Origin of the sequence: Rhizobium sp. Root149 (assembly GCF_001427345.1) — a bacterium.
Classification (GTDB): Bacteria; Pseudomonadota; Alphaproteobacteria; order Rhizobiales; family Rhizobiaceae; genus Neorhizobium; species Neorhizobium rhizoryzae.
Window position 1 is genome coordinate 36,544 of the sequence record NZ_LMGD01000012.1, and the last position, 19,058, is coordinate 55,601.

Below are 19,058 nucleotides of genomic sequence, written 5' to 3' on the forward strand. Positions count from 1 at the left end.
ATCTCTCTGTGCTGTCTGGCGATGAGGGAAGCTTTACCCCCCTCTGTCCTGCCGGACATCTCCCCCTCAAGGGGGGAGATTGACTCGCGGCACGCTCCCAACACGTCTGCATCCCGATGTGGGTGCGGTGGTTGCGACCTGAATGGCTTCCGATGAGTTTGCGCCTTGCCGATCTCCCCCCTTGAGGGGGAGATGTCCGGCAGGACAGAGGGGGGTCATTCAAGACCACTGAACTCGAGAAAGAACTCATCCCTCAAGCCTCCTCGGGCTCGAAGCGAGACAGTTCCTGCGGCTGGCCAGCGGTTTCCAGGAAGAAGCGCGTCAGCAGGTTCTTGGCAGTCAGCGCGCGATACTCGGCTGTAGCGCGCCAGTCCGTCAGCGGCGTGTAATCTTCATCGAAAAGATCGCGTACCGAAGCGACCGTGTTCCAGGTCCAGGGGCGACCTGCCAGACCGTTTTCGACATGGTTGGCGCGCTTGGGTGTACCCGCCATGCCGCCGAAGGCGATGCGACAGGTTTCCACGCAGCCCTCGCCATCCAGCTTCAGGTAGAAGGCGCCGCAGAGTGCCGAGATATCCTCATCGCGGCGTTTCGAGATTTTGTAGACGGCGTAATATGCTTCCTCATCGGGCAGCGGAACCGTGAATTTCTCAACGAACTCGCCGGGTTGACGGTCCTGCTTGCCGTATTCGATGAAATACTGCTCAAGCGGCATGGAACGCGAACCGGTGGCGGAGCGCAGTGTGAGTTCGGTGCCGAGAGCGATCAGTGCCGGAGGCGTATCCCCAATGGGTGAGCCGTTGGCGATGTTGCCGCCGATGGTGCCCATATTGCGAACCTGCTGGCCGCCGATGCGATCAATGAGGCGACCAAGCGCTGGATAATGGCTTTCCAGCACTTCGAAGGCTTGGGTATAGGTGACGCCCGCGCCAATGACGATGCCGGTTTCATCTTCCGTAATGGTTTGCAGATCGGTCAGGTGATTGATGAAGACGACCGGATTGATGGGCCGCATCTGCTTCGTCACCCACAGGCCGACATCGGTGGCGCCCGCAACGATGGTCGCGCCCGGATGCTCGGCCAGCACCTCTGCCAGATCGGAGAGTGTGCCAGGAATGATGGCCTGATTTTCACCCTTTGAAATGCGGATGGTGTCGCTGGACGAGCGTATGGTCCAGAGCTTGGCCATGATCTCGGCGCGGTCGCGCTCGATCGGGTCGAACAGGGCGCTTGGGCGTTGCGTCGCCACTTGCTCGGCGGCCTTGACGATTGGCTCATAGCCCGTGCAGCGACAGAGATTGCCTTGCAGCGCCGTTTCGATTTCCGCCCGCGTCGGGTTTTCGGTCGTCATCCACAGGCCGTAGAGCGACATGACGAAACCCGGCGTGCAGAAGCCGCATTGCGAACCGTGGCAATCCACCATGGCCTGCTGCACAGGGTGAAGCTCGCCGTTCTTTCCCGCCAGATGCTCCACCGTCACCACATGGGTGCCGTGGAGGGAGCCGACAAAACGGATGCAGGCATTGACGCTTTCGTAGCGCAGCGCGCCGCCGATCAAGCGACCGACAAGCACGGTGCAGGCACCGCAATCGCCTTCCGCGCAGCCTTCCTTGCTGCCGGTCAGCCTTCGTCTCAGCCTCAGATAATCCAGAAGCGTTTCCGTCGGAGCAAAATCGCCTAACGAAACATCCTCGCCATTGAGAATAAAACGGATGGCTGATGTCATGCCTGTTCCCTTGTGAACGGTTTATTGGGCGGTCCAGCCGCCGTCGATAGTGATGTGTGTGCCGGTAATCTGCCGTGCTGCGTCGCTGGCGAGGAAAAGCGCGGTTTGTGCCACTTCCTCGATGGAGACGAATTCCTTCGTCGCCTGCAAACGGAGCATGACGTCTGTCTTGACCGCCTCTTCCGAGATACCACGTTCGCGCGCCGTGTCGGGGATCTGTTTCTCCACGAGGGGCGTCAGCACGTAGCCGGGGCAGATGGCGTTCACTGTAATGCCGGTTTCGGCCAATTCCAGTGCGGCGGTTTTGGTGAGACCCAAAACGCCGTGCTTGGCTGCCACATAAGCAGATTTGAACGGGGATGCAACAAGTCCGTGCGCGGAAGCCACGTTGATGATGCGCCCCTTGCCCGCCTTTTTCATCAGTGGAATTGTGTGGCGCATGGTGTGGAAGGCGGAAGACAGCAGGATTGCAATCAGCTGATCCCACTTCTCGACCGGAAAATCCTCGATTTTCGAGACATGCTGGATGCCGGCATTGTTGACCAGCACATCCACCGTTCCGAATTCGCGCGCGGCCGTGGCAATAAGGTCGGCAATTTCATCCGGTTTCGTCATGTCCGCGCCATGATAGAGAACGCGGCCTGTAGAGAGCGAATCAAGCTCCGCGCGAGCGGCCTCGATTTCTTCCGCTTTGCCGAAACCGTTGATGATCACGTTGGCGCCTTCGGCTGCGAACGCACGGGCAATTCCAAGCCCGATGCCGCTGGTGGATCCGGTTACGACGACGCTTCTGGCCATGCTCATTCTCCCTGTCTCACGGCTCTGTTGCAGTGCATGAGAGGAAGGTATGCCTAAAGCGGCACGGCTGGCAATGTCTCGCGTATATGTAGTATGGTCTTCCTGATTGCAATCACGTTACAATTTCAGGAGAGACACTCATGATGATGCCAAACGACACGCCAACGACCTCCGCGGCAGCCGCGACCCTGGGCAGTGCGCATCTCTTGCACATGTCCCGCGTGCCTTATGCCATCTCCCTGTTCTGTGTGTTTTCGATTGTTGCTCTATTTACTGCGCAGATCTTTATTCCAGGGCCCGTCATGGGGGCGGTATCGGAGAGTGATGATCCGATCTACCGGCTGCTCATCCCCAATCTCGTTTTCATCATTCTCTTTTTCATTGCCTGCATTGCGGCCTTTGTCGGCTACAAGCTGACGGTCGCTTCCGGCGCAGCGGCAGCGCCAGTAATCCCCAAGAACGATTACGAGTTGTTGGCACCATTGGTGGCGGAGGGTAAATCGGATGCGATTGACCAGTATGTGCGATTGAGCAGCCTCACGCGCTTTACCGGAACATTCACGCAGCTGGGACTGACCGGGCTGCCGCTGGCAACGATTTTCCTGACGCTTGTCTTTTCGTTCCTGGCTCTCTTTGCCGCGCAATTTCTCGATCTGGCAAAGTTGACGCTGGGCGCCTTCATCGGTTCTTTCGTCCAGCGGCAGGTCGAGCGGCAGAATTCTCCGAGCACCGGCGATGCCGCTGCCCGGTTTGCCGAATCGGCCTGAGTTCAGGCCTGGTTTCGCCTTCTGCTACAGCGCGGCACGTTCGATTGAACGCGCGAACGACGCTGTAAGACCTTGACTTGATGCATGCTCGTTCCGCTCAACCGAATCCGGTTGAGCGCGACATGCATTAGCGGCAGTTGCTCACCGCGCTGAGGGCGGCGGAAACACCCTTCAGCGAGTAGGTGTAGCTGGTATCGGTGCCGCGTGCGGATATGGCTTTGACGGTCATGTCGCTGCCGCCACGCATGGCCGCAACAAGCTCCGGCTCTCGCTGCGGATCGCGGACCCAGGCTGCGTTCTCCTTCGGAATCATCGTGAAGGTATCGCCGCCAATGGTAACGGTGAGCTTCGAGCCTTCCTTGAGGCTGTAGCCCATGATGGCCTGCGGCATCAGTCCGGATTGCCCGGTCTGCGGCGCGACCAGAAAGAAATTGTCCCCATGACTGACGCTTGCCGGTTGCTGCTGCACCGGCACGGAGAGCACGTAGCAGTTCTTGGCTGTGCCAGCGCCATAAGAATAGACGCCCCAGGCATCGAATTGCTTGATCCGGTTCGGTTGGGCTGCAAAGGCCGAGGTGGATAGCAAGGCGATGGAAATGGCTAGGGCGCATGTCTTTATGGACATCGAACTCTCCTGATCAGAAATGTGAAAAACAGCCCAGACGAGCATGCTCTGCGTGGGCGTGACAGCGTGTGATTGAACCGGGGCAGAGTTATCGAAAGGTTAAGGGAGGGATCAACCCTTGAGACACTCCACTCACAAAGGGTTGATGACATGTGCTCAGATTGGAGTGGTTGTCGGGTTGAAGTAGCGCGCGAGGTTCCTGCAATCATGATTCCGGAAGGCTTCCTAACCGGCTGATTGCGGAATCGTTTTGGCTGTTGCCTATCGAAATTCTTGACGGATTGTTTCGAGACTTTCTGCTTTGCAGGAGCCGTGCCAGTTTCTATCTACAAGCTAATGTTGAAACACGGATGATGATCATGGAACTCGGCCTTTATACCTTTGCGGATGTCGATCCCAATGCGGCGACCGGAAAACGCGGACCGGATGCGGCACTGCGGCTGAAGCACCTGCTGGAGGAAATCGAGCTTGCCGATCAGGTAGGGCTCGATGTCTTTGGCCTTGGCGAACATCACAGGCCGGATTATGCCGTCTCGTCACCGTCCACGGTTCTGGCTGCGGCGGCGGTCAAGACAAAGACCATCCGGCTGACGAGTGCTGTTTCCGTGCTGAGCTCCGATGATCCGATCCGCGTGTTCCAGCAGTTTGCGACGGTGGACCTTCTGTCTGGCGGACGCGCCGAAATCATGGCTGGCCGTGGATCTTTCATCGAATCCTATCCGCTGTTCGGCTACGACCTCAACGACTACGACCATTTGTTTTCCGAAAAGCTGGACATGCTGCTGACGCTTCGCGATCAGGAGATCGTCAACTGGTCCGGCGAGTTGCGGGCGCCGATCAATAATCGCGGTGTCTATCCACGCCCCCTTCAGGAGAAGCTGCCGATCTGGATCGCTGTCGGTGGTACGCCGCAAAGCGTGGCGCGGGCTGGCGCCATGGGGCTGCCGCTGGCGGTTGCGATTATCGGCGGCGAGTATGCGCGCTTTGCGCCCTTTTTCGAATTGTATCGGGAGGCAGCCCGGCGCGCCGGTCAGGATCCGACAAAGCTGAAGACCAGCATCAATGTTCATGGCTTCATTGCCGATACGACGGAAGCTGCAGCCGATCAGTTCTACGGGCCGCAGGCGGCAGTCATGGATCGCATCGGCCGGGAGCGCGGCTGGCCGCCTACCAACCGCGCCCAGTTCGACCGTGCGCGGTCTGCGCCGGGCAATCTGTTTGTTGGCGATCCCGAACTGGTGGCAGAGAAGATTGTGGCCGCGCATCGCGTGTTCGGCAATGACCGCTTCCTGCTGCAGATGGCAATCGGCCTGATGCCGCATGACCAGATCATGCGGGGCATCGAACTCTTCGGCACGAAGGTTGCGCCTCTGGTCAGAAAAGAATTGACCTCGCAACCGGAAGGGGCGAAACCCGCCGCCTGATGCGGTAGATGGATAATGTGATGATTGTTTCCAGCGAAGATGAATTGGACAAGTTGAAGGCCATCGGGCGGTTGTGCGCCCGGGCCGTCGACCTGATGGGCAAATCGCTGGAGCCCGGTATCACCACGAAGGAACTCGACGATATTGGCCGCAGGCTGCTGGAAGAGAACGGAGCGCAATCGGCACCGGAGTTCTGCTACCAGTTTCCAGGCGCCACCTGCATCAGCGTCAATGAAGAGGTTGCACACGGCATTCCCGGAGACCGCGTCATTCAGGCGGGCGATCTCGTGAATATCGATGTCTCTGCCGTGAAAGACGGGTTTTTCGGCGATACAGGATCTTCCTTTGCCGTGCCGCCGGTGAAGCGCGAAATCGAAAAGCTGGTGCGCGATGGACGTCGGGCGCTCTGGACAGGTTTGCAGCAGGTGAAGACCGGCAAGCCCATGGCAGGCATCGGCAACGCCATCGGGACCTTTGCCAAGAAAAACCGCTATACGCTGATCACCAATCTTGCCAGCCATGGCGTTGGCCGTTCGCTGCATGAGGAACCCTCAGAGCTTCCGACATGGCCTGATCCGGACGAGACGCGGACCATGGAGGAGGGGCTTGTCTTCACGGTCGAGCCGTTTCTGTCGCTGGGCGCAACCTGGGCCGAAGACGGCGGCAATGGCGACCCGTGGACGCTGTACGGAGATCCGCGCGCTCCGACTGTGCAGTTCGAGCATACGATCGTGGTGACGCGGAATGGCCCGCTCATTCTCACGCTGGCGGAATAGGCTGTGCCGCTGTTTGGTTCTTGCTGTGCCAATTATCAAAAAGCGTGATATCAGCCATTTCCGATCTTTGATTGTGATCTGCTTCAGCGCCTGCCATAGGGGCGCATGATCAGAATACAAAGTTCCTCTTCCCCGCTGATGATCGGTCTTGCCGGTGGTCTGGTCATGGCCGCCGCCATGGGCTTCGGCCGATTTTTCTACACGCCGGTCCTGCCGGGCATGATGAGCGGCATTCCCCTGTCTGCCGCGGATGCCGGTCTCATAGCAGCGGGAAATTTTGCCGGCTATCTCTGCGGCGCGCTGCTGGCCTCGCAAGGCTGGGCGACGGGTTTTGAGCGGAAGCTTGCGCTTGGCGGACTACTGGCAACAGCGCTGCTGCTGGTTGCCATGGCAACGACCACTTGGTTGCCAGCGTTCATCCTGATCCGGTTTTGCGCAGGACTGGCCAGCGCATTCGCCATGATTTTCACCTCGTCCATCGTTCTGGCGCATGGTGCCGGACGGGCGAGCGTCGGGGCGCTGCATTTCGGTGGAGTGGGCGCTGGTATCGCGGCCTCATCTGTGCTGGCGCTGATCATCAACATCCAATCTGCCGGTCCAAGTGATGGCTGGCGTGTGAACTGGCTTGCCGGTGCTGCTGTCGTGATGCTGGTTCTGTTCTTCGTGGCGAGACTGCTGCCGCAGCCGGTCACGACCCGCAGTGCAGAGGCGGAGCCGCCGATACGCTGGACGCGGCCGCTCGTATTGATGACCGCATCCTACGGTCTCTTCGGTTTCGGTTATGTGGTGACGGCAACCTTTCTGGTCGCCATCGCACGAATGGCCAATGCCGGGCCAGTCGTGGAAGCCGGATCATGGTTTGTGACGGGCATCACCGCTGCCGTTTCGCTGTTCATCTGGCAACCCTTCGTCAATCGGTTCGGCCTCGTTCGTAGCTATCTCGCCTGTCTCCTGCTGGAAGCCTTGGGCGTACTGGCATCCGTCTATCTGCCGCCGATTTTCGGCACACTCGTGGGCGGGCTGTCGCTGGGCGTTACCTTCATGACCGTCACGTCCCACGGCCTGCAGGTGGCTCGCGCACTCGCGCCCGCCAGTGCGCGAAAAGTACTGGCCCTGATGACGGCGGCCTTCGGAGTTGGCCAGATCTTCGGGCCTCTGGTTGCCGGATGGGCGACGCAATGGAGCGGCAGTTTCACGCTCGCTTCGGTGATCGCCGCCATGGTGCTGTTGCTGGCATTCGTGCTCGCTTTGCCGGTTGTGTCAGCCTTCGAGCCCCTGCGTGGCAGATAGGCATACCGCTATCCGCCTTACAAATGCGTAAGATAACGGCTGTGGCATTGCTGCGCTGCATGAACTGTCCTAGTTTCGCGCCAAATCAATCCATGCGGCCGGTCGCGGCTGAGCACAAGGAAACTCGCTTCCGTGTTTCACTCGTTTTTTCCCAAACCGAAATTCTACTTCGCTTCCGGAATCATCTGGTCGCTCGTGTGCGTCCTTGCCTGGTACTTCTTCGTGGATGGCCTGGGCGCAAGGCTTGGCTTTGCCGTGCCGGACGGAACGCCTGAACCTTACGATCTCAGCTATTTCGCGTTTCCACCAAACGTCTGGTTCTACGCCTATTTTGCGCTGTGCCTTTTTCTGTTCGGCGCGACCTGGACGGTGATCGCCAAGGATCATCCGTGGAAATGGTGGTCGATCTGGGGAAGCCTGCTGATCATTGCCGTGACCTATTTTGGCGTGCAGGTCACCGTTGTCATCAACAACTTCCGTCGGCCTTTCGGCGATCTGCTGCAGAACGCCCTGTCACAGAAGCCCGGCATCACGGTCTGGGATTTCTACAATCTGCAGATTATTTTTGCGAAGATCGCCTTCCTTTCCATGGGCGTCTCCATTCTGACTGACTTCTTCACCAGCCACTACATCTTCCGCTGGCGTACGGCGATGAACGATTTCTACATGGCCAACTGGGAAAAGCTCCGTCATATCGAAGGCGCCTCGCAGCGTGTGCAGGAAGACACGATGCGCTTTTCCGCAACGCTGGAAGGCCTCGGCATCAACCTGATCAATTCGGTGATGACGCTGATCGTGTTTCTGCCGATCCTTTATGCGCTTTCAAGCTACGTGACCGAACTGCCCGTCATTGGCGAAATCGCGCATCCGCTCTTGTGGCTTGCCATATTCTGGCCCGCCTTCGGCACCGTGCTCCTGGCTGTTGTCGGCATTAAGCTGCCCGGCTTGAACTTCCGGAACCAGCGCGTGGAAGCGGCTTACCGAAAAGAGCTGGTCTACGGCGAAGATGACGGTTCTCGAGCTCAGCCACCGACGGTGAAGGAACTGTTCGGCAATGTGCGCAAGAACTATTTCCGTCTGTACTGGCACTATCTCTATTTCAACGTGTTCCGCTATTTCTATGTGCAGGCAGACGGCATCTTCCTGCTGATCATGCTGGTGCCGACGATCGTGGCGGGCAAGATCACCTATGGTATCTACCAGCAGATCGCGACTGCCTTCGGGCAGGTCAGTAACTCGTTCCAGTATCTCGTGAATTCCTGGACCACGATCATCGAGCTTCTCTCCATCCACAAGCGCCTGAAGGCCTTCGAGGCGGCCATCGATGGCGAGCCTTTGCCGGAAATCGACCAGCGTTATCTCGCCCGCGAAGATAGCGATGGCGAGATGGCGGCAAACAAGCCGACCTGAAGAAAGCAGGGGCCACGCGGGAAACCGGGTGGCCTCATTCTTTCAGAGGGTAGAAGGGTTCTGCGCGTTTCGCGTGCCAAGCGCCCGTATGGCCTCGCCATAGGTTACGCAGGCAACATCCTGCATCTGGCAGACTTCGGTTGCCAGCCTTTCCATCGCCCGCCAATAGGCGCCGCCATTCATTTCCACGAAGTGAAAGCCAAGCTGCAACGGAATACGGTCGCCTGCATATTGCCGATCGAAAGCGGTACGAAAGGCCGCATAGCTGCGTTCCTCGAACTCCGCCGAGCGACTAGGATTTTCCACGCCTGCCGAATGGCGGATGAAGAGGTTATAATCCATTGCGATGATGTTACGCCGCTCCGGCCCTTCGGGAATGAGAGGCAACCCGAACATCAGCACGCCGTTTTCGCGTGTCGGCAGCATTGGACCTTTGCTGATGCCGCTGCCATCATAGGTGAAACCTTCGTCGCGTTCCGCCTCCGTCAAGGCGTCACTTGTGGACAGATAGGGCGCGCGAAATCCCCTGATGCCGTTCTTCACGAAATCCCGCCAGCCTGCGGGCTCTTTATCCGGCGCACCCAGATCGGCCCAGGCAGACCCTAGCAGCGAGCGGAAGCTGCGCATTTCCTGCTGCCAATCGGCCTTGCTCCATTCGCGTCCATCGAAGTGACCGCAGGTATGGCTTGCAATCTCGTGGCCTTCCTGCCGGGCGTTCCAGACATGGTCCAGCCGGGTAAGCGCTTCTTCCTTCGTCTGGGCAAACCCGATGTTGGATTTGCCGGGCCTCTGTCCAGGCCCCTGATAGGTTTTGGCGCGGGCGCGATCAATGACGAGCGTGCAGGAGAGGAAATAGGTGAAGTGCGCGTTGACCCGTTTGCCGAGTGTGCGGCTGCGCTCCCATAGCGCATTGTTTCCGGCGCCATCAAACGAGATCATCACTAATTGTTTTGGCTGGTCCTGTGCAAGAATGTTGCCCGGAAATGCGACAAGGAATGAAAAAAGGGCAGGGGCAAGAAAACGCACTGTGGGGACCTGTGGCAAGAATCGGCCCGCTTTCCTGCATTCGGAATGCGGCAAAGTCGGGGAGAGTTCGTAGTGCTTCATAGACTGAAATGATTGAGGATGGATTGTGGGCCACACGCTTCCGGCGATGCAGATTTGCTCCGCACGCTGTTTACGAAGTTGATGAATTCTCCGTATTCAGCGCAAAACCATGACGCTTTGCAGCATCTACGCCCTTACATCCTGTGAAAAATAGGTTAGAAGGCAGGCTTTCGAGATAATGGGCCGATTTCGGCCGGAGCAAGGTATGGCACACGAAAACGACAGCTTTATTCGCGAGGTGAATGAGGAACTGCGCTCGGAGCAGATCAGCAGGGTCTGGCGCGCTTATCGTCCCTTCATCATTGCGGGCGCTGCGTTGATCGTTCTCGGCACCGCGGGCTATCGCGGCTATGAATATTGGCATTCGAACAATGCATCGCAATATGGCGACCAGTTTCTGGCGGCCTTGAACCTTGCCAAGCAGAACAAGACGGACGAAGCGATTGCCGCTCTCGAAAAGCTCGAGAAAGACGGCTCCGGTGCCTATCCGGTTCTGGCCCGCATGCGCGCCGCCACGCTTCTTTCCCAGAAGGGTGATGCGGCTGGTGCGGTAAAGGCGTTCCAGCAGGTGGCAGCCGATAGCGCCATTCCTGCCGTGCTGCGTGATATCGCCAAGATGCGCGCCGCCTATCTGATGGTGGATACCAGCACCTATGCGCAGGTGGCGGCCGAGGTTGAACCCATGGCAACGGGCAACCACGCGCTGCGCAATTCCGCGCGCGAAGTGCTGGGTCTTGCTGCCATGAAGGCTGGCGATACGGCAAAGGCCAAGCAGTGGTTCGAAGATATTGCGAACGACGCCCAGGCGCCGCGCAACATCGCGAACCGTGCCCAGATTCTCCTGGATACTCTGGTATCCTCCGCGCCACCGGCCGCGAAATCCTGATAGACTTGAGAAGGCCCGGAAAGGGAACCTGAAATGAGCTTTACCGTCGCCATTGTCGGGCGTCCCAATGTTGGAAAATCCACCTTGTTCAATCGTCTGGTTGGCAAGAAGCTGGCGCTTGTGGACGATACGCCCGGTGTGACCCGTGACCGTCGCCCGGGTGACGCAAAGCTTGTGGATCTGCGCTTCCGCATCATCGATACGGCCGGTCTCGAAGAGGCTGGACCCGATACGCTGGAAGGCCGCATGCGCGCCCAGACCGAAGCGGCAATCGATGAGGCGGATCTTTCTCTGTTCGTGGTCGACGCCAAGACGGGCCTGACGCCGCTCGACAAGACTTTGGGCGAAATGCTGCGTCGGCGTGGCAAGCCGGTCGTGCTGGTTGCCAACAAGTCGGAAGCACGCGGTTCGGACAGCGGTTTCTACGATGCCTATACGCTGGGCCTTGGCGAACCTGTGCCGATTTCGGCAGAGCACGGGCAGGGCATGATCGATCTGCGCGATGCGATCGTCGAAGCGCTCGGACCGGAGAAGGCGTTTGGCGAGGAAGAGGATGACGAGGCCGAGACGGATGTCGATGTCTCCGCCGGAAGCTTTGCAGGCGAGGGTGCTGAGGACGAGGAATTCGAGCCGGCCTATGACGATACAAAGCCGCTGCGCGTGGCGATCGTCGGGCGTCCCAATGCCGGAAAATCCACGCTGATCAATCGCTTCCTGGGTGAAGATCGTCTTCTGACGGGACCGGAAGCGGGCATTACGCGCGATTCCATTTCCGTTGAATGGGACTGGCGTGGCCGCACGATCAAGATGTTCGACACGGCGGGCATGCGTCGCAAGGCGCGTGTTCAGGAAAAGCTGGAAAAGCTTTCGGTTGCCGATGCGCTGCGCGCCATTCGTTTTGCCGAAACCGTCGTCATTGTCTTCGATGCAACGATCCCCTTCGAGAAGCAGGATCTGCAGATTGTCGATCTGGTGCTGCGTGAAGGCCGTGCCGCGGTGCTGGCGTTTAACAAGTGGGATCTCGTCGAAGATCCGCAGGCGTTCCTGACGGACCTGCGCGAAAAGACAGAGCGTCTGCTTCCACAGGCGCGCGGTATTCGCGCCGTGCCGATTTCAGGACAGACCGGCTACGGCCTCGACAAGTTGATGCAGAACATCATCGACACGGACATGGTCTGGAACAAGCGTATTTCCACCGCCAGGCTGAACCGCTGGCTGGAAAGCTCCCAGATCCAGCATCCGCCACCGGCTGTTTCGGGCCGCCGCATTCGCCTGAAATACATGACGCAGGTCAAGGCTCGTCCGCCTGCCTTCATGATTTCCTGCACCCGTTCGGATGCCCTGCCGGAATCCTATGTCCGCTATCTGATCAACGGTTTGCGCGCCGACTTCCAGATGCCGGGTGTACCGATCCGCATCCACTTCAAGTCGGCGGAAAATCCGTACGAGCACAAGCGCAAGAAGCGTTGAATGCTCTAAACCGCGCTATTGTCGTGAGGGCGTTCGGCCCTCACTCCGCAGGCATCGTCTGGCGCAAGATCGGGCGACCGGAGTTGAGCCGTTCGAGAACGATTCCGGCCAGCGCCAGCCCGAGCGGGTAGAAGAGCGACTGCCCCTGCACAATCATCAAAACGAGAACGAGGCCGACTGTCAGCAGCGCCGCGAGGCGATCAAAGACGCGTCGGGATAACTTCAGCAAAGCGAGACCGCTCAAGCCATAGAGCAGCAGGAAATTCTGTGCGGCGAGTTCGAGCATCAGCCCGAGATGGATGAGACCAGAGGCATCTGCGCCCACGACGCAGAGAAGTAACAGGCAGATGATGAGAACGGAGGATAGCGGAACGCCCTTCGCCGTTGTCTGCAACCGTATCGGCAGCAGCCCTTCGCGACTGAGCGCATAGACCATGCGCGAAACGGCCCAGATGCACCCCAGCAGGTTCGCATAGATGATGGTTGCCGCCAGCAAGCCCATGACGATGCGCCCGTTTTCGCCAACCGCATGAGCAAGGATGGAGGAGAAGGCAGCTTCATAGGAGCCGGTTATGACAATGCTCTGCGCTGTCAGTGCCATGCCGAAATAGAGAATACAGGCGGCGACAAACGATAGGAACATGGCCCGGGGGAAATCACGGGCCGGGTTTTTGAACTCTTCCGAAAGGCCCGCCGCCAGTTCCCAGCCGGTAAAGGCGAAGAAGATCATCATGAAGGGCGCAAGAACGATTCGTCCGTCAAGCTCAGCGATGCTGGCGACATGACGGGTGCCCGCCGACCAGTCGACCGTGGCAAGGCCGACGACCATCAGGCCCAGCAGGCTGACCAGCACAATGGATGCAATGGCAGCAGATAGCCGTGCGGCCATTTCGGTGGACAGAATATGAGATGCTGCTGCGGCGACAATCAGGCCCGCTGCGTAGAGCGTGGGCGTTCCGCCAAAGGCTTCCGCCAGATAGTGACCTCCCGTCAGGGCAATCGCCGGCATGCCGAACGGGAAGGTGCCGAGCAGGATGACTGAAGCCATAGCATAGGCCTTCCGGCCAAAGGCGAGCTTTGCGAAGTGCGTTATTCCTCCTGCATCAGGAAAGCGCATGCCCATGATGATGAAGACAAGCAGCAGGGGCACACTCACAAGCGCACACAGTCCCCATGCCCAGATCGCCTGGAGACCCGCCTCCCGCACAACCATTCCCGGCAGCGCCAGCAGCCCGGCTCCGATCACGATGTTGAGCATGAGGCCGGCGCCTTTGAGGGTGGTCAGCGATTGTTTCAGCGCCATGTTGGCAAGCTCTTTCCTGATGATCCATGTTCCGATGTACGGGCGACGATATGCCAAACTCCCGGTTCGGCAACCGTTTCACCAGCAAAAACAGGCTTGTTTCAGAATTACTCGTCAGGTCTTCAGCGCGGCTGATAGCAGGCTGGTGGCGCTCGCCTTCCGTCCGGATTTTCTAAAGCGAGTCCTGCGAAAGGTGCTGCAGCTTGTCCGCACGGCAGGCGGACAGCACGTTTTCCAGAAACTGCCGGGTGGCTGCCTGCCATGAATAGCGTTCCGCAAGACGGCGTGCATCTTCGCGAGAGCAGGACAAGGCGGCAAGGCAGGCAGCGTGCAAGTCTTCATGGAGAGCGCCAGCGCCGCTGCCATCCTCGATGATATCGATCGGCCCAGTCACCGGATAGGCTGCCACTGGCACGCCGCTGGCCAGTGCCTCCAGAATTGTATTGCCGAAGGTATCGGTCAAGGAGGGGAAGACGAAGACATCGGCCTGCGCATAGGCCCGCGCCAGATCCTCGCCTGTTTTCATGCCGGTGAAATGAACATCGGGAAATTGTCGCTCAAGATTGATGCGTTCCGGCCCGTCCCCCACCACCACTTTCGAACCCGGCAGATCAAGGTTTAGGAAGGCGGAGATGTTCTTTTCAACGGCGAGGCGGCTGACCGTCATGAAAATGGGGCGCGGAAGGCCGAAGGGCTCGGCTTCCTGCGGCATTGGCCGGAACAGCGAATGATCGATGCCCCGGCTCCAGCGGCGCAGATTGCGAAGGCCCAGTTTGGAGAGTTCCCCTTCCAGGCTTGCCGTTGCAACCATGCAGCCGTTGCCCGCATTGTGAAACCAGCGAACGAAGGCGCGCAACCAGCGGATTGGAATAGGGAAACGGGCTGCGACATATTCCGGGAAACGGGTGTGATAGCTGGTGGAAAAGGGCATGTTGTTCTTCAGGCACCAGCGTCTGGCAAGCAGACCCAGCGGCCCTTCGGTGGCGATGTGAACCGAACATGGCCCGAAGGCTTCAATCGCCCGGGCAACAGATGCATAGGTCGCGACGGACAGCCGGATTTCCGGATAGGTGGGGCAGGGTATGCTGGAAAATCCCTGCGGCGTGATCATGGAGACCTCGACGCCCATTCGTGCCAGTTCGCGGTTCGTGTTTTCGATGGAGCGAACCACGCCGTTGATCTGCGGGTACCATGCATCGGTGACGATGGTGATCTTGGTCATGGCGCATCCCCTGATCCAGCAGACCAATTGCCGCGTTCGACTCGTGTCGATATGGCCTGACAGATGCTTCTATCGGTGCGTTCTGTTACAGGGTGATGTCATAAGTCTCAGGAGGGGAGAAGTGCGGGCTCGATGAGGGCGCCGTGATGGGCAATGACCACGGAGGCGACCGCCGCGCCATGGGCCGCCGCTTCCGCTGGCGGTGTTCCATCCAGCAGTCTGCCGATGAAACCGCCGTTGAAGCTATCGCCAGCACTGGTGGTATCCACCAGCTTCTCCGGAGGCACGGCAGGCACGAAAGTGCGCTGAGAGCCTTCTGCGACCGTGGCTCCCTGCGAACCGTTCTTGACGACAACGCGCTGCACGCCCGCCGCCTGATAGCGTTCAATCGTTTCGGCCACGTTGGCATCGCCGAAATGCGTTTCCTCGTCATCGAAGCTGGGCAGCACGATCGTGGAGGCTGCGGCACCGGCCGTGATCGTGTCCAGCATGCGCTGCCTGTCGTTCCACAGACGAGGCCGGATATTGGGGTCGAAGATCACATGCTTGCCCACTGCCTTCGCGCGGCGCAGTTCAGACAGAAGCGTGTCTGCCGCATGCGGCGTGAGGATTGCGAGTGTGATTCCGGAGAAATAGAGCACGTCAGCGCTTTCGATCGCCTTGCGCAGATGGTCGGCATCATCGGCAAGCTGTCTTGCAGCGGATGTATCACGCCAGTAGCTGAAGGTGCGTTCGCCATCCTTCAGTGAAATGAGGTAGAGACCGGGTGTCTTGCCCGGAATGCGACGAATGAGACCTGTACCTATCCCGGCCTTTTGCATGAAGGCCAGCAGCTCCTCGGACAGCGGGTCGTCGCCGAGCGCCGTCAGGTAATCTACCTGCCAGTTTTGCGAAAGCACGGCACGCAGATACCAGGCAGTATTGAACGTATCCCCTGCAAAGCCCTTGCGCAGCAGGCCCTGGCCCGCCTGCGAGAGTTCCACCATGCACTCGCCGATCGAAAGAACCCGCTTCGTCATCTTGCCGTCTCCACCCGTTCATCCGGGAATAGGACGGGCGAAGCTGTATGACAAGTCGGCTGGGGCTGCTTTTATGCGGATTTTGAAATTGATGCCAAACATCCACCGCTTTGCCTTTGTCTTTTCGCGTACTCTGATTAGTTTACCGGATGTATGAAACGATTGAAGGAGTCGAGCAGGCATGACGACAGTGACGGCACGCAAGGGCGATCCCGACTGGTGGCGCGGCGCAGTTATCTATCAGGTCTATCCACGGTCCTTCCAGGATACGACCGGTGATGGCATCGGCGATATCAAAGGGATAACGCAACGCCTGCCTTACATCGCCTCGCTTGGCGTTGATGCGATCTGGCTGTCGCCCTTCTTCACCTCGCCCATGGCCGATATGGGCTATGACGTTTCCGATTACTGCAATGTCGACCCGATGTTCGGCACGCTGGCCGATTTCGACGAGATGATGGCCGAATGCGAAAAGCTGGGGCTGAAGGTCGTCATCGACCAGGTCATCTCGCATACCTCGGACCAACACCCATGGTTCATCGAGAGCCGGGCGAGCCGAACCAATCCGCGCGCGGACTGGTATATCTGGGCCGACCCGAAGCCGGATGGCACGGCGCCCAACAACTGGCTGTCGATTTTCGGCGGCCCCGGCTGGGAATGGGACGGTGTGCGCAAGCAGTATTACATGCACAACTTCCTGATTTCGCAGCCGGATCTCAACTTCCACAATCCCGATGTGCAGAAGGCGGTTCTGGCGACGGTCAAGTTCTGGCTGGACCGGGGCGTGCATGGTTTCCGGCTGGATACCGTGAACTATTACTTCCACGACAAGCAACTGCGGAACAACCCGCCCATGGTCTACGATCCCGATTCGACGGGTCTGGAGACCGATACCAACCCCTATTCGATGCAGAACCATCTCTACGACAAGAGCCAGCCGGAAAACATCGAGTTCCTGAAAAAGCTGCGCTCGCTACTCGATGAGTATGATTGCCGCACCACCGTGGGCGAAGTCGGCGATGGCGATCGCTCGCTATCGACGCTCTCGATCTACACCAGCGGCAATGACAAGCTGCACATGTGCTACACATTCGACCTGCTGAGCCCGCGTTTCACGGCGGATCATATTCGCGGTGTCGTGTCCAAGTGCCAGGAAATCGTGACCGATGGATGGGTCTGCTGGGCCTTCTCCAACCATGATGTGATCCGCCACGTGACGCGCTTCATGGAGACGCCGGATGAGCGCGAGCGCATTGCGAAACTCGCCATCAGCGTTCTTTCCAGCCTTCGCGGGTCGATTTGCCTGTATCAGGGCGAGGAGCTTGGTCTCGAAGAGGCGGAACTGGCCTTCGAGGATCTGCGAGACCCTTACGGCATTCGCTTCTGGCCTGCCTTCAAGGGTCGTGACGGATGCCGCACGCCCATGGTGTGGGAGGCAAAGGCACCGCACGGCGGCTTCTCTCCGGGGGCCAAGACCTGGCTTCCCGTGCCGCCCGCACATGCGAAACTGGCGGTGGATGCGCAGGAAGCGGATGCCAATTCCGTTCTCCACCACTATCGGCAGACGCTGGCCTTCCGCAAGGCGCATGCAAGCCTTTATGATGGTGACCTGACCTTCCTCGAGACGCAGGCCGATCTTCTCGCTTTCGTGCGGGAGAAGGGCGATGAGCGGTTGCTCTTCGTGTTCAACCTGACGCGCTCAGTGCAGGACTTCCTGTTGCCTGCGCAGTTTGCGTCAGCGACGCCGCTTGCGATGCCGGGTTTTGCCCCGACATTGGAAGAGAAGGTCGTAAAGCTTGAGGCACTCGATGCGTTTTGTGCCAAGCTTTGACGGATAAGATTAGAGCGTCGGGCGACTAATCGGAAACGGCCCGCCGCTCTAAATTTTCGTTGACGCATCGGTTTAGCGGAAAACCGGATTCCACTTTTTCGCCCGATGCTCTAGGCGGATGCCGGCGCAAAGCTGGCCGGCTCCGTCTTCAGGCGGGATACGTCCTGTATCGGCGGCGCTCCGAACAGGCGACGATATTCGCGGCTGAACTGCGATGGGCTGTCATAGCCCACGCGATGGGCCGCACTTGCCGCGTCCAGCGCCTCCGACAGGATCAACCGGCGCGCTTCCTGTAGCCGAAGCTGCTTCTGGTATTGCAGCGGGCTCATGGCGGTCACTTCCTTGAAATGCTCATGCAGGGAAGATGTGCTCATGCGCGCTTCCTGCGCCACGCGGTCCACGCTGAAGGGCTTTGCATAATTCTGGCGGATCCAGGCAATGGCGCGATTGACCTGTTGCAAACGGCTTTCCGGCATCAGCATGCGATGGAGCTTCTTCGCCTGGTCCCCGCGCATCAGGCGGTACAATAATTCCTTCTCGGCAAGCGGAGCCAGAAACGGAATGTCATCCGGCGTATCGAGCAAACGCAGAAGGCGCACGGCAGCCTCCAGCAGTTGTGGATCGGTTCGACTGAGGCAGATTGCCTTGCCACAGGTTTTCGCGGTGGTGAAGGTTTCAGGCGCGGGCGGCATTTCAATCATCATCGCGCCCAGCACCGACAGATCCAGATCGAGCTTGATGCTGAGATAGGGCTCTTCCGGGCTCGCCTCGATCACCTGTCCGGTGATTGGCAGGTCTGCCGAGGCGATGAGGTGACGTGCCGGTCCATATTCGAACACTTCGTCCGCCAGCAGCACCTGCTTGGTGCCCTGCGCTATGAGGCATAGCGAAGGGTGTTGGACACCTTGCATAGGCTCAGTGCGCTTGGACATGCGCACAAGGCTCAGGCGAGGAATTTCGGTTGCAAAAACTCCGTCACTCTCGGTGTGTCGTGCAATGATATCGGCAAGCGTTTGAAGTTGATGCATCTGACTTGTCTCTGATATGGCCGGATTTCCGTGTACTTAATCGCGGATCTCTCTCGCTTTTCTTCCATATATGCGCGGTCCTGCATTTTTGCAAATCTGGCCTTTCGGATTTTTGTGCAATCATGCCGGAGGAACGGTCTACCGGTTTCCTGTCTGCGTCTGGCATAAGCAGAGTGCAGCCACACAGCAAATATTCCAAGGAAAGGAGACGGAGATGCAAAATTTCCAGCGGTTACTCGAAAGCCCCCTTGTCTGGCTTCAAGAGCGTATCGAGCAGTTCATGGTGCGGTATCGCAAATCCGTCGAGCGGCGGCGGGATGAGGAGCTTCGCCGACGCTTTCTGAACGGATAAGCGCGATCTCCTGTTCAGAGACCG

The 19,058-nt window shown here is 58.8% G+C and carries 17 protein-coding genes; 9 read left to right on the forward strand and 8 right to left on the reverse strand.

Features of this window, described 5'->3' with window-relative positions:
* Nucleotides 1–253: 253 nt before the first annotated feature.
* A complete protein-coding gene (gene xdhA, locus ASD54_RS07100) occupies nt 254–1,726 on the reverse strand; it encodes a xanthine dehydrogenase small subunit (protein ID WP_062553922.1) in 1,473 nt (490 codons plus the stop codon).
* Nucleotides 1,727–1,747: 21 nt separating this feature from the next.
* Nucleotides 1,748–2,524: a 3-hydroxybutyrate dehydrogenase gene (locus ASD54_RS07105; RefSeq protein ID WP_062553923.1), complete on the reverse strand. Its 777-nt coding sequence runs from the start codon at nt 2,522–2,524 to the stop codon at nt 1,748–1,750.
* A gap of 140 nt (nt 2,525–2,664) precedes the next feature.
* On the opposite strand from ASD54_RS07105, the gene ASD54_RS07110 reads away from it, so the two are divergent.
* Nucleotides 2,665–3,291 (forward strand): hypothetical protein, encoded by a 627-nt coding sequence (locus ASD54_RS07110; protein WP_062553924.1) that lies wholly within the window; start codon nt 2,665–2,667, stop codon nt 3,289–3,291.
* Nucleotides 3,292–3,418: 127 nt separating this feature from the next.
* Here the strand turns inward: ASD54_RS07110 and ASD54_RS07115 are convergent, their stop codons facing one another.
* Entirely contained in the window at nt 3,419–3,916 is a 498-nt protein-coding gene (locus ASD54_RS07115; protein ID WP_062554726.1) for an invasion associated locus B family protein, read from the reverse strand.
* Nucleotides 3,917–4,275: 359 nt separating this feature from the next.
* On the opposite strand from ASD54_RS07115, the gene ASD54_RS07120 reads away from it, so the two are divergent.
* From ASD54_RS07120 to sbmA, 4 genes are all read left to right on the forward strand, one after another.
* Nucleotides 4,276–5,340 carry an LLM class flavin-dependent oxidoreductase gene (locus tag ASD54_RS07120; RefSeq protein ID WP_062554727.1) on the forward strand — a complete coding sequence of 355 codons (1,065 nt, stop codon included), beginning with the start codon at nt 4,276–4,278 and terminating at the stop codon, nt 5,338–5,340.
* Between the two features lie 20 nt (nt 5,341–5,360).
* Nucleotides 5,361–6,116 carry a type I methionyl aminopeptidase gene (map, locus tag ASD54_RS07125; protein WP_062553925.1) on the forward strand — a complete coding sequence of 252 codons (756 nt, stop codon included), beginning with the start codon at nt 5,361–5,363 and terminating at the stop codon, nt 6,114–6,116.
* A gap of 105 nt (nt 6,117–6,221) precedes the next feature.
* Nucleotides 6,222–7,406 (forward strand): YbfB/YjiJ family MFS transporter, encoded by a 1,185-nt coding sequence (locus tag ASD54_RS07130; protein ID WP_062553926.1) that lies wholly within the window; start codon nt 6,222–6,224, stop codon nt 7,404–7,406.
* Nucleotides 7,407–7,538: 132 nt separating this feature from the next.
* Nucleotides 7,539–8,816 (forward strand): peptide antibiotic transporter SbmA, encoded by a 1,278-nt coding sequence (sbmA, locus tag ASD54_RS07135; protein WP_062553927.1) that lies wholly within the window; start codon nt 7,539–7,541, stop codon nt 8,814–8,816.
* A gap of 42 nt (nt 8,817–8,858) precedes the next feature.
* Here sbmA and ASD54_RS07140 read toward each other — a convergent pair whose 3' ends face one another.
* Nucleotides 8,859–9,788, reverse strand: coding sequence for a polysaccharide deacetylase (locus tag ASD54_RS07140; RefSeq protein WP_244484728.1), 930 nt, complete (start codon nt 9,786–9,788; stop codon nt 8,859–8,861).
* 340 nt (nt 9,789–10,128) lie between these two features.
* On the opposite strand from ASD54_RS07140, the gene ASD54_RS07145 reads away from it, so the two are divergent.
* Nucleotides 10,129–10,809, forward strand: coding sequence for a tetratricopeptide repeat protein (locus ASD54_RS07145; protein WP_062553929.1), 681 nt, complete (start codon nt 10,129–10,131; stop codon nt 10,807–10,809).
* Between the two features lie 33 nt (nt 10,810–10,842).
* A complete protein-coding gene (gene der / locus ASD54_RS07150; protein WP_062553930.1) occupies nt 10,843–12,279 on the forward strand; it encodes a ribosome biogenesis GTPase Der in 1,437 nt (478 codons plus the stop codon).
* A gap of 40 nt (nt 12,280–12,319) precedes the next feature.
* Here der and ASD54_RS07155 read toward each other — a convergent pair whose 3' ends face one another.
* The 3 genes from ASD54_RS07155 to ASD54_RS07165 form a co-directional block, all read right to left on the reverse strand.
* Nucleotides 12,320–13,582, reverse strand: coding sequence for an APC family permease (locus ASD54_RS07155; RefSeq protein ID WP_062553931.1), 1,263 nt, complete (start codon nt 13,580–13,582; stop codon nt 12,320–12,322).
* A gap of 172 nt (nt 13,583–13,754) precedes the next feature.
* Nucleotides 13,755–14,804, reverse strand: coding sequence for a glycosyltransferase family 1 protein (locus ASD54_RS07160; RefSeq protein ID WP_062553932.1), 1,050 nt, complete (start codon nt 14,802–14,804; stop codon nt 13,755–13,757).
* A gap of 107 nt (nt 14,805–14,911) precedes the next feature.
* On the reverse strand, nt 14,912–15,823 hold the full coding sequence (locus ASD54_RS07165) for a sugar kinase (RefSeq protein WP_062553933.1): 912 nt from the start codon (nt 15,821–15,823) through the stop codon (nt 14,912–14,914).
* A 181-nt stretch (nt 15,824–16,004) separates the two neighbouring features.
* Here ASD54_RS07165 and ASD54_RS07170 point away from each other — a divergent pair, with 181 nt between their 5' ends.
* Nucleotides 16,005–17,654 (forward strand): alpha-glucosidase, encoded by a 1,650-nt coding sequence (locus ASD54_RS07170; RefSeq protein WP_062553934.1) that lies wholly within the window; start codon nt 16,005–16,007, stop codon nt 17,652–17,654.
* Nucleotides 17,655–17,764: 110 nt separating this feature from the next.
* Here the strand turns inward: ASD54_RS07170 and ASD54_RS07175 are convergent, their stop codons facing one another.
* The gene (locus tag ASD54_RS07175) at nt 17,765–18,682 is read right to left on the reverse strand and encodes an AraC family transcriptional regulator (RefSeq protein WP_062553935.1); all 918 of its coding nucleotides are present in this window, start codon (nt 18,680–18,682) and stop codon (nt 17,765–17,767) included.
* A gap of 214 nt (nt 18,683–18,896) precedes the next feature.
* Between ASD54_RS07175 and ASD54_RS26530 the strand changes: the two genes are divergently transcribed.
* Nucleotides 18,897–19,034, forward strand: coding sequence for a hypothetical protein (locus tag ASD54_RS26530; RefSeq protein WP_156379123.1), 138 nt, complete (start codon nt 18,897–18,899; stop codon nt 19,032–19,034).
* Nucleotides 19,035–19,058: the final 24 nt, after the last annotated feature.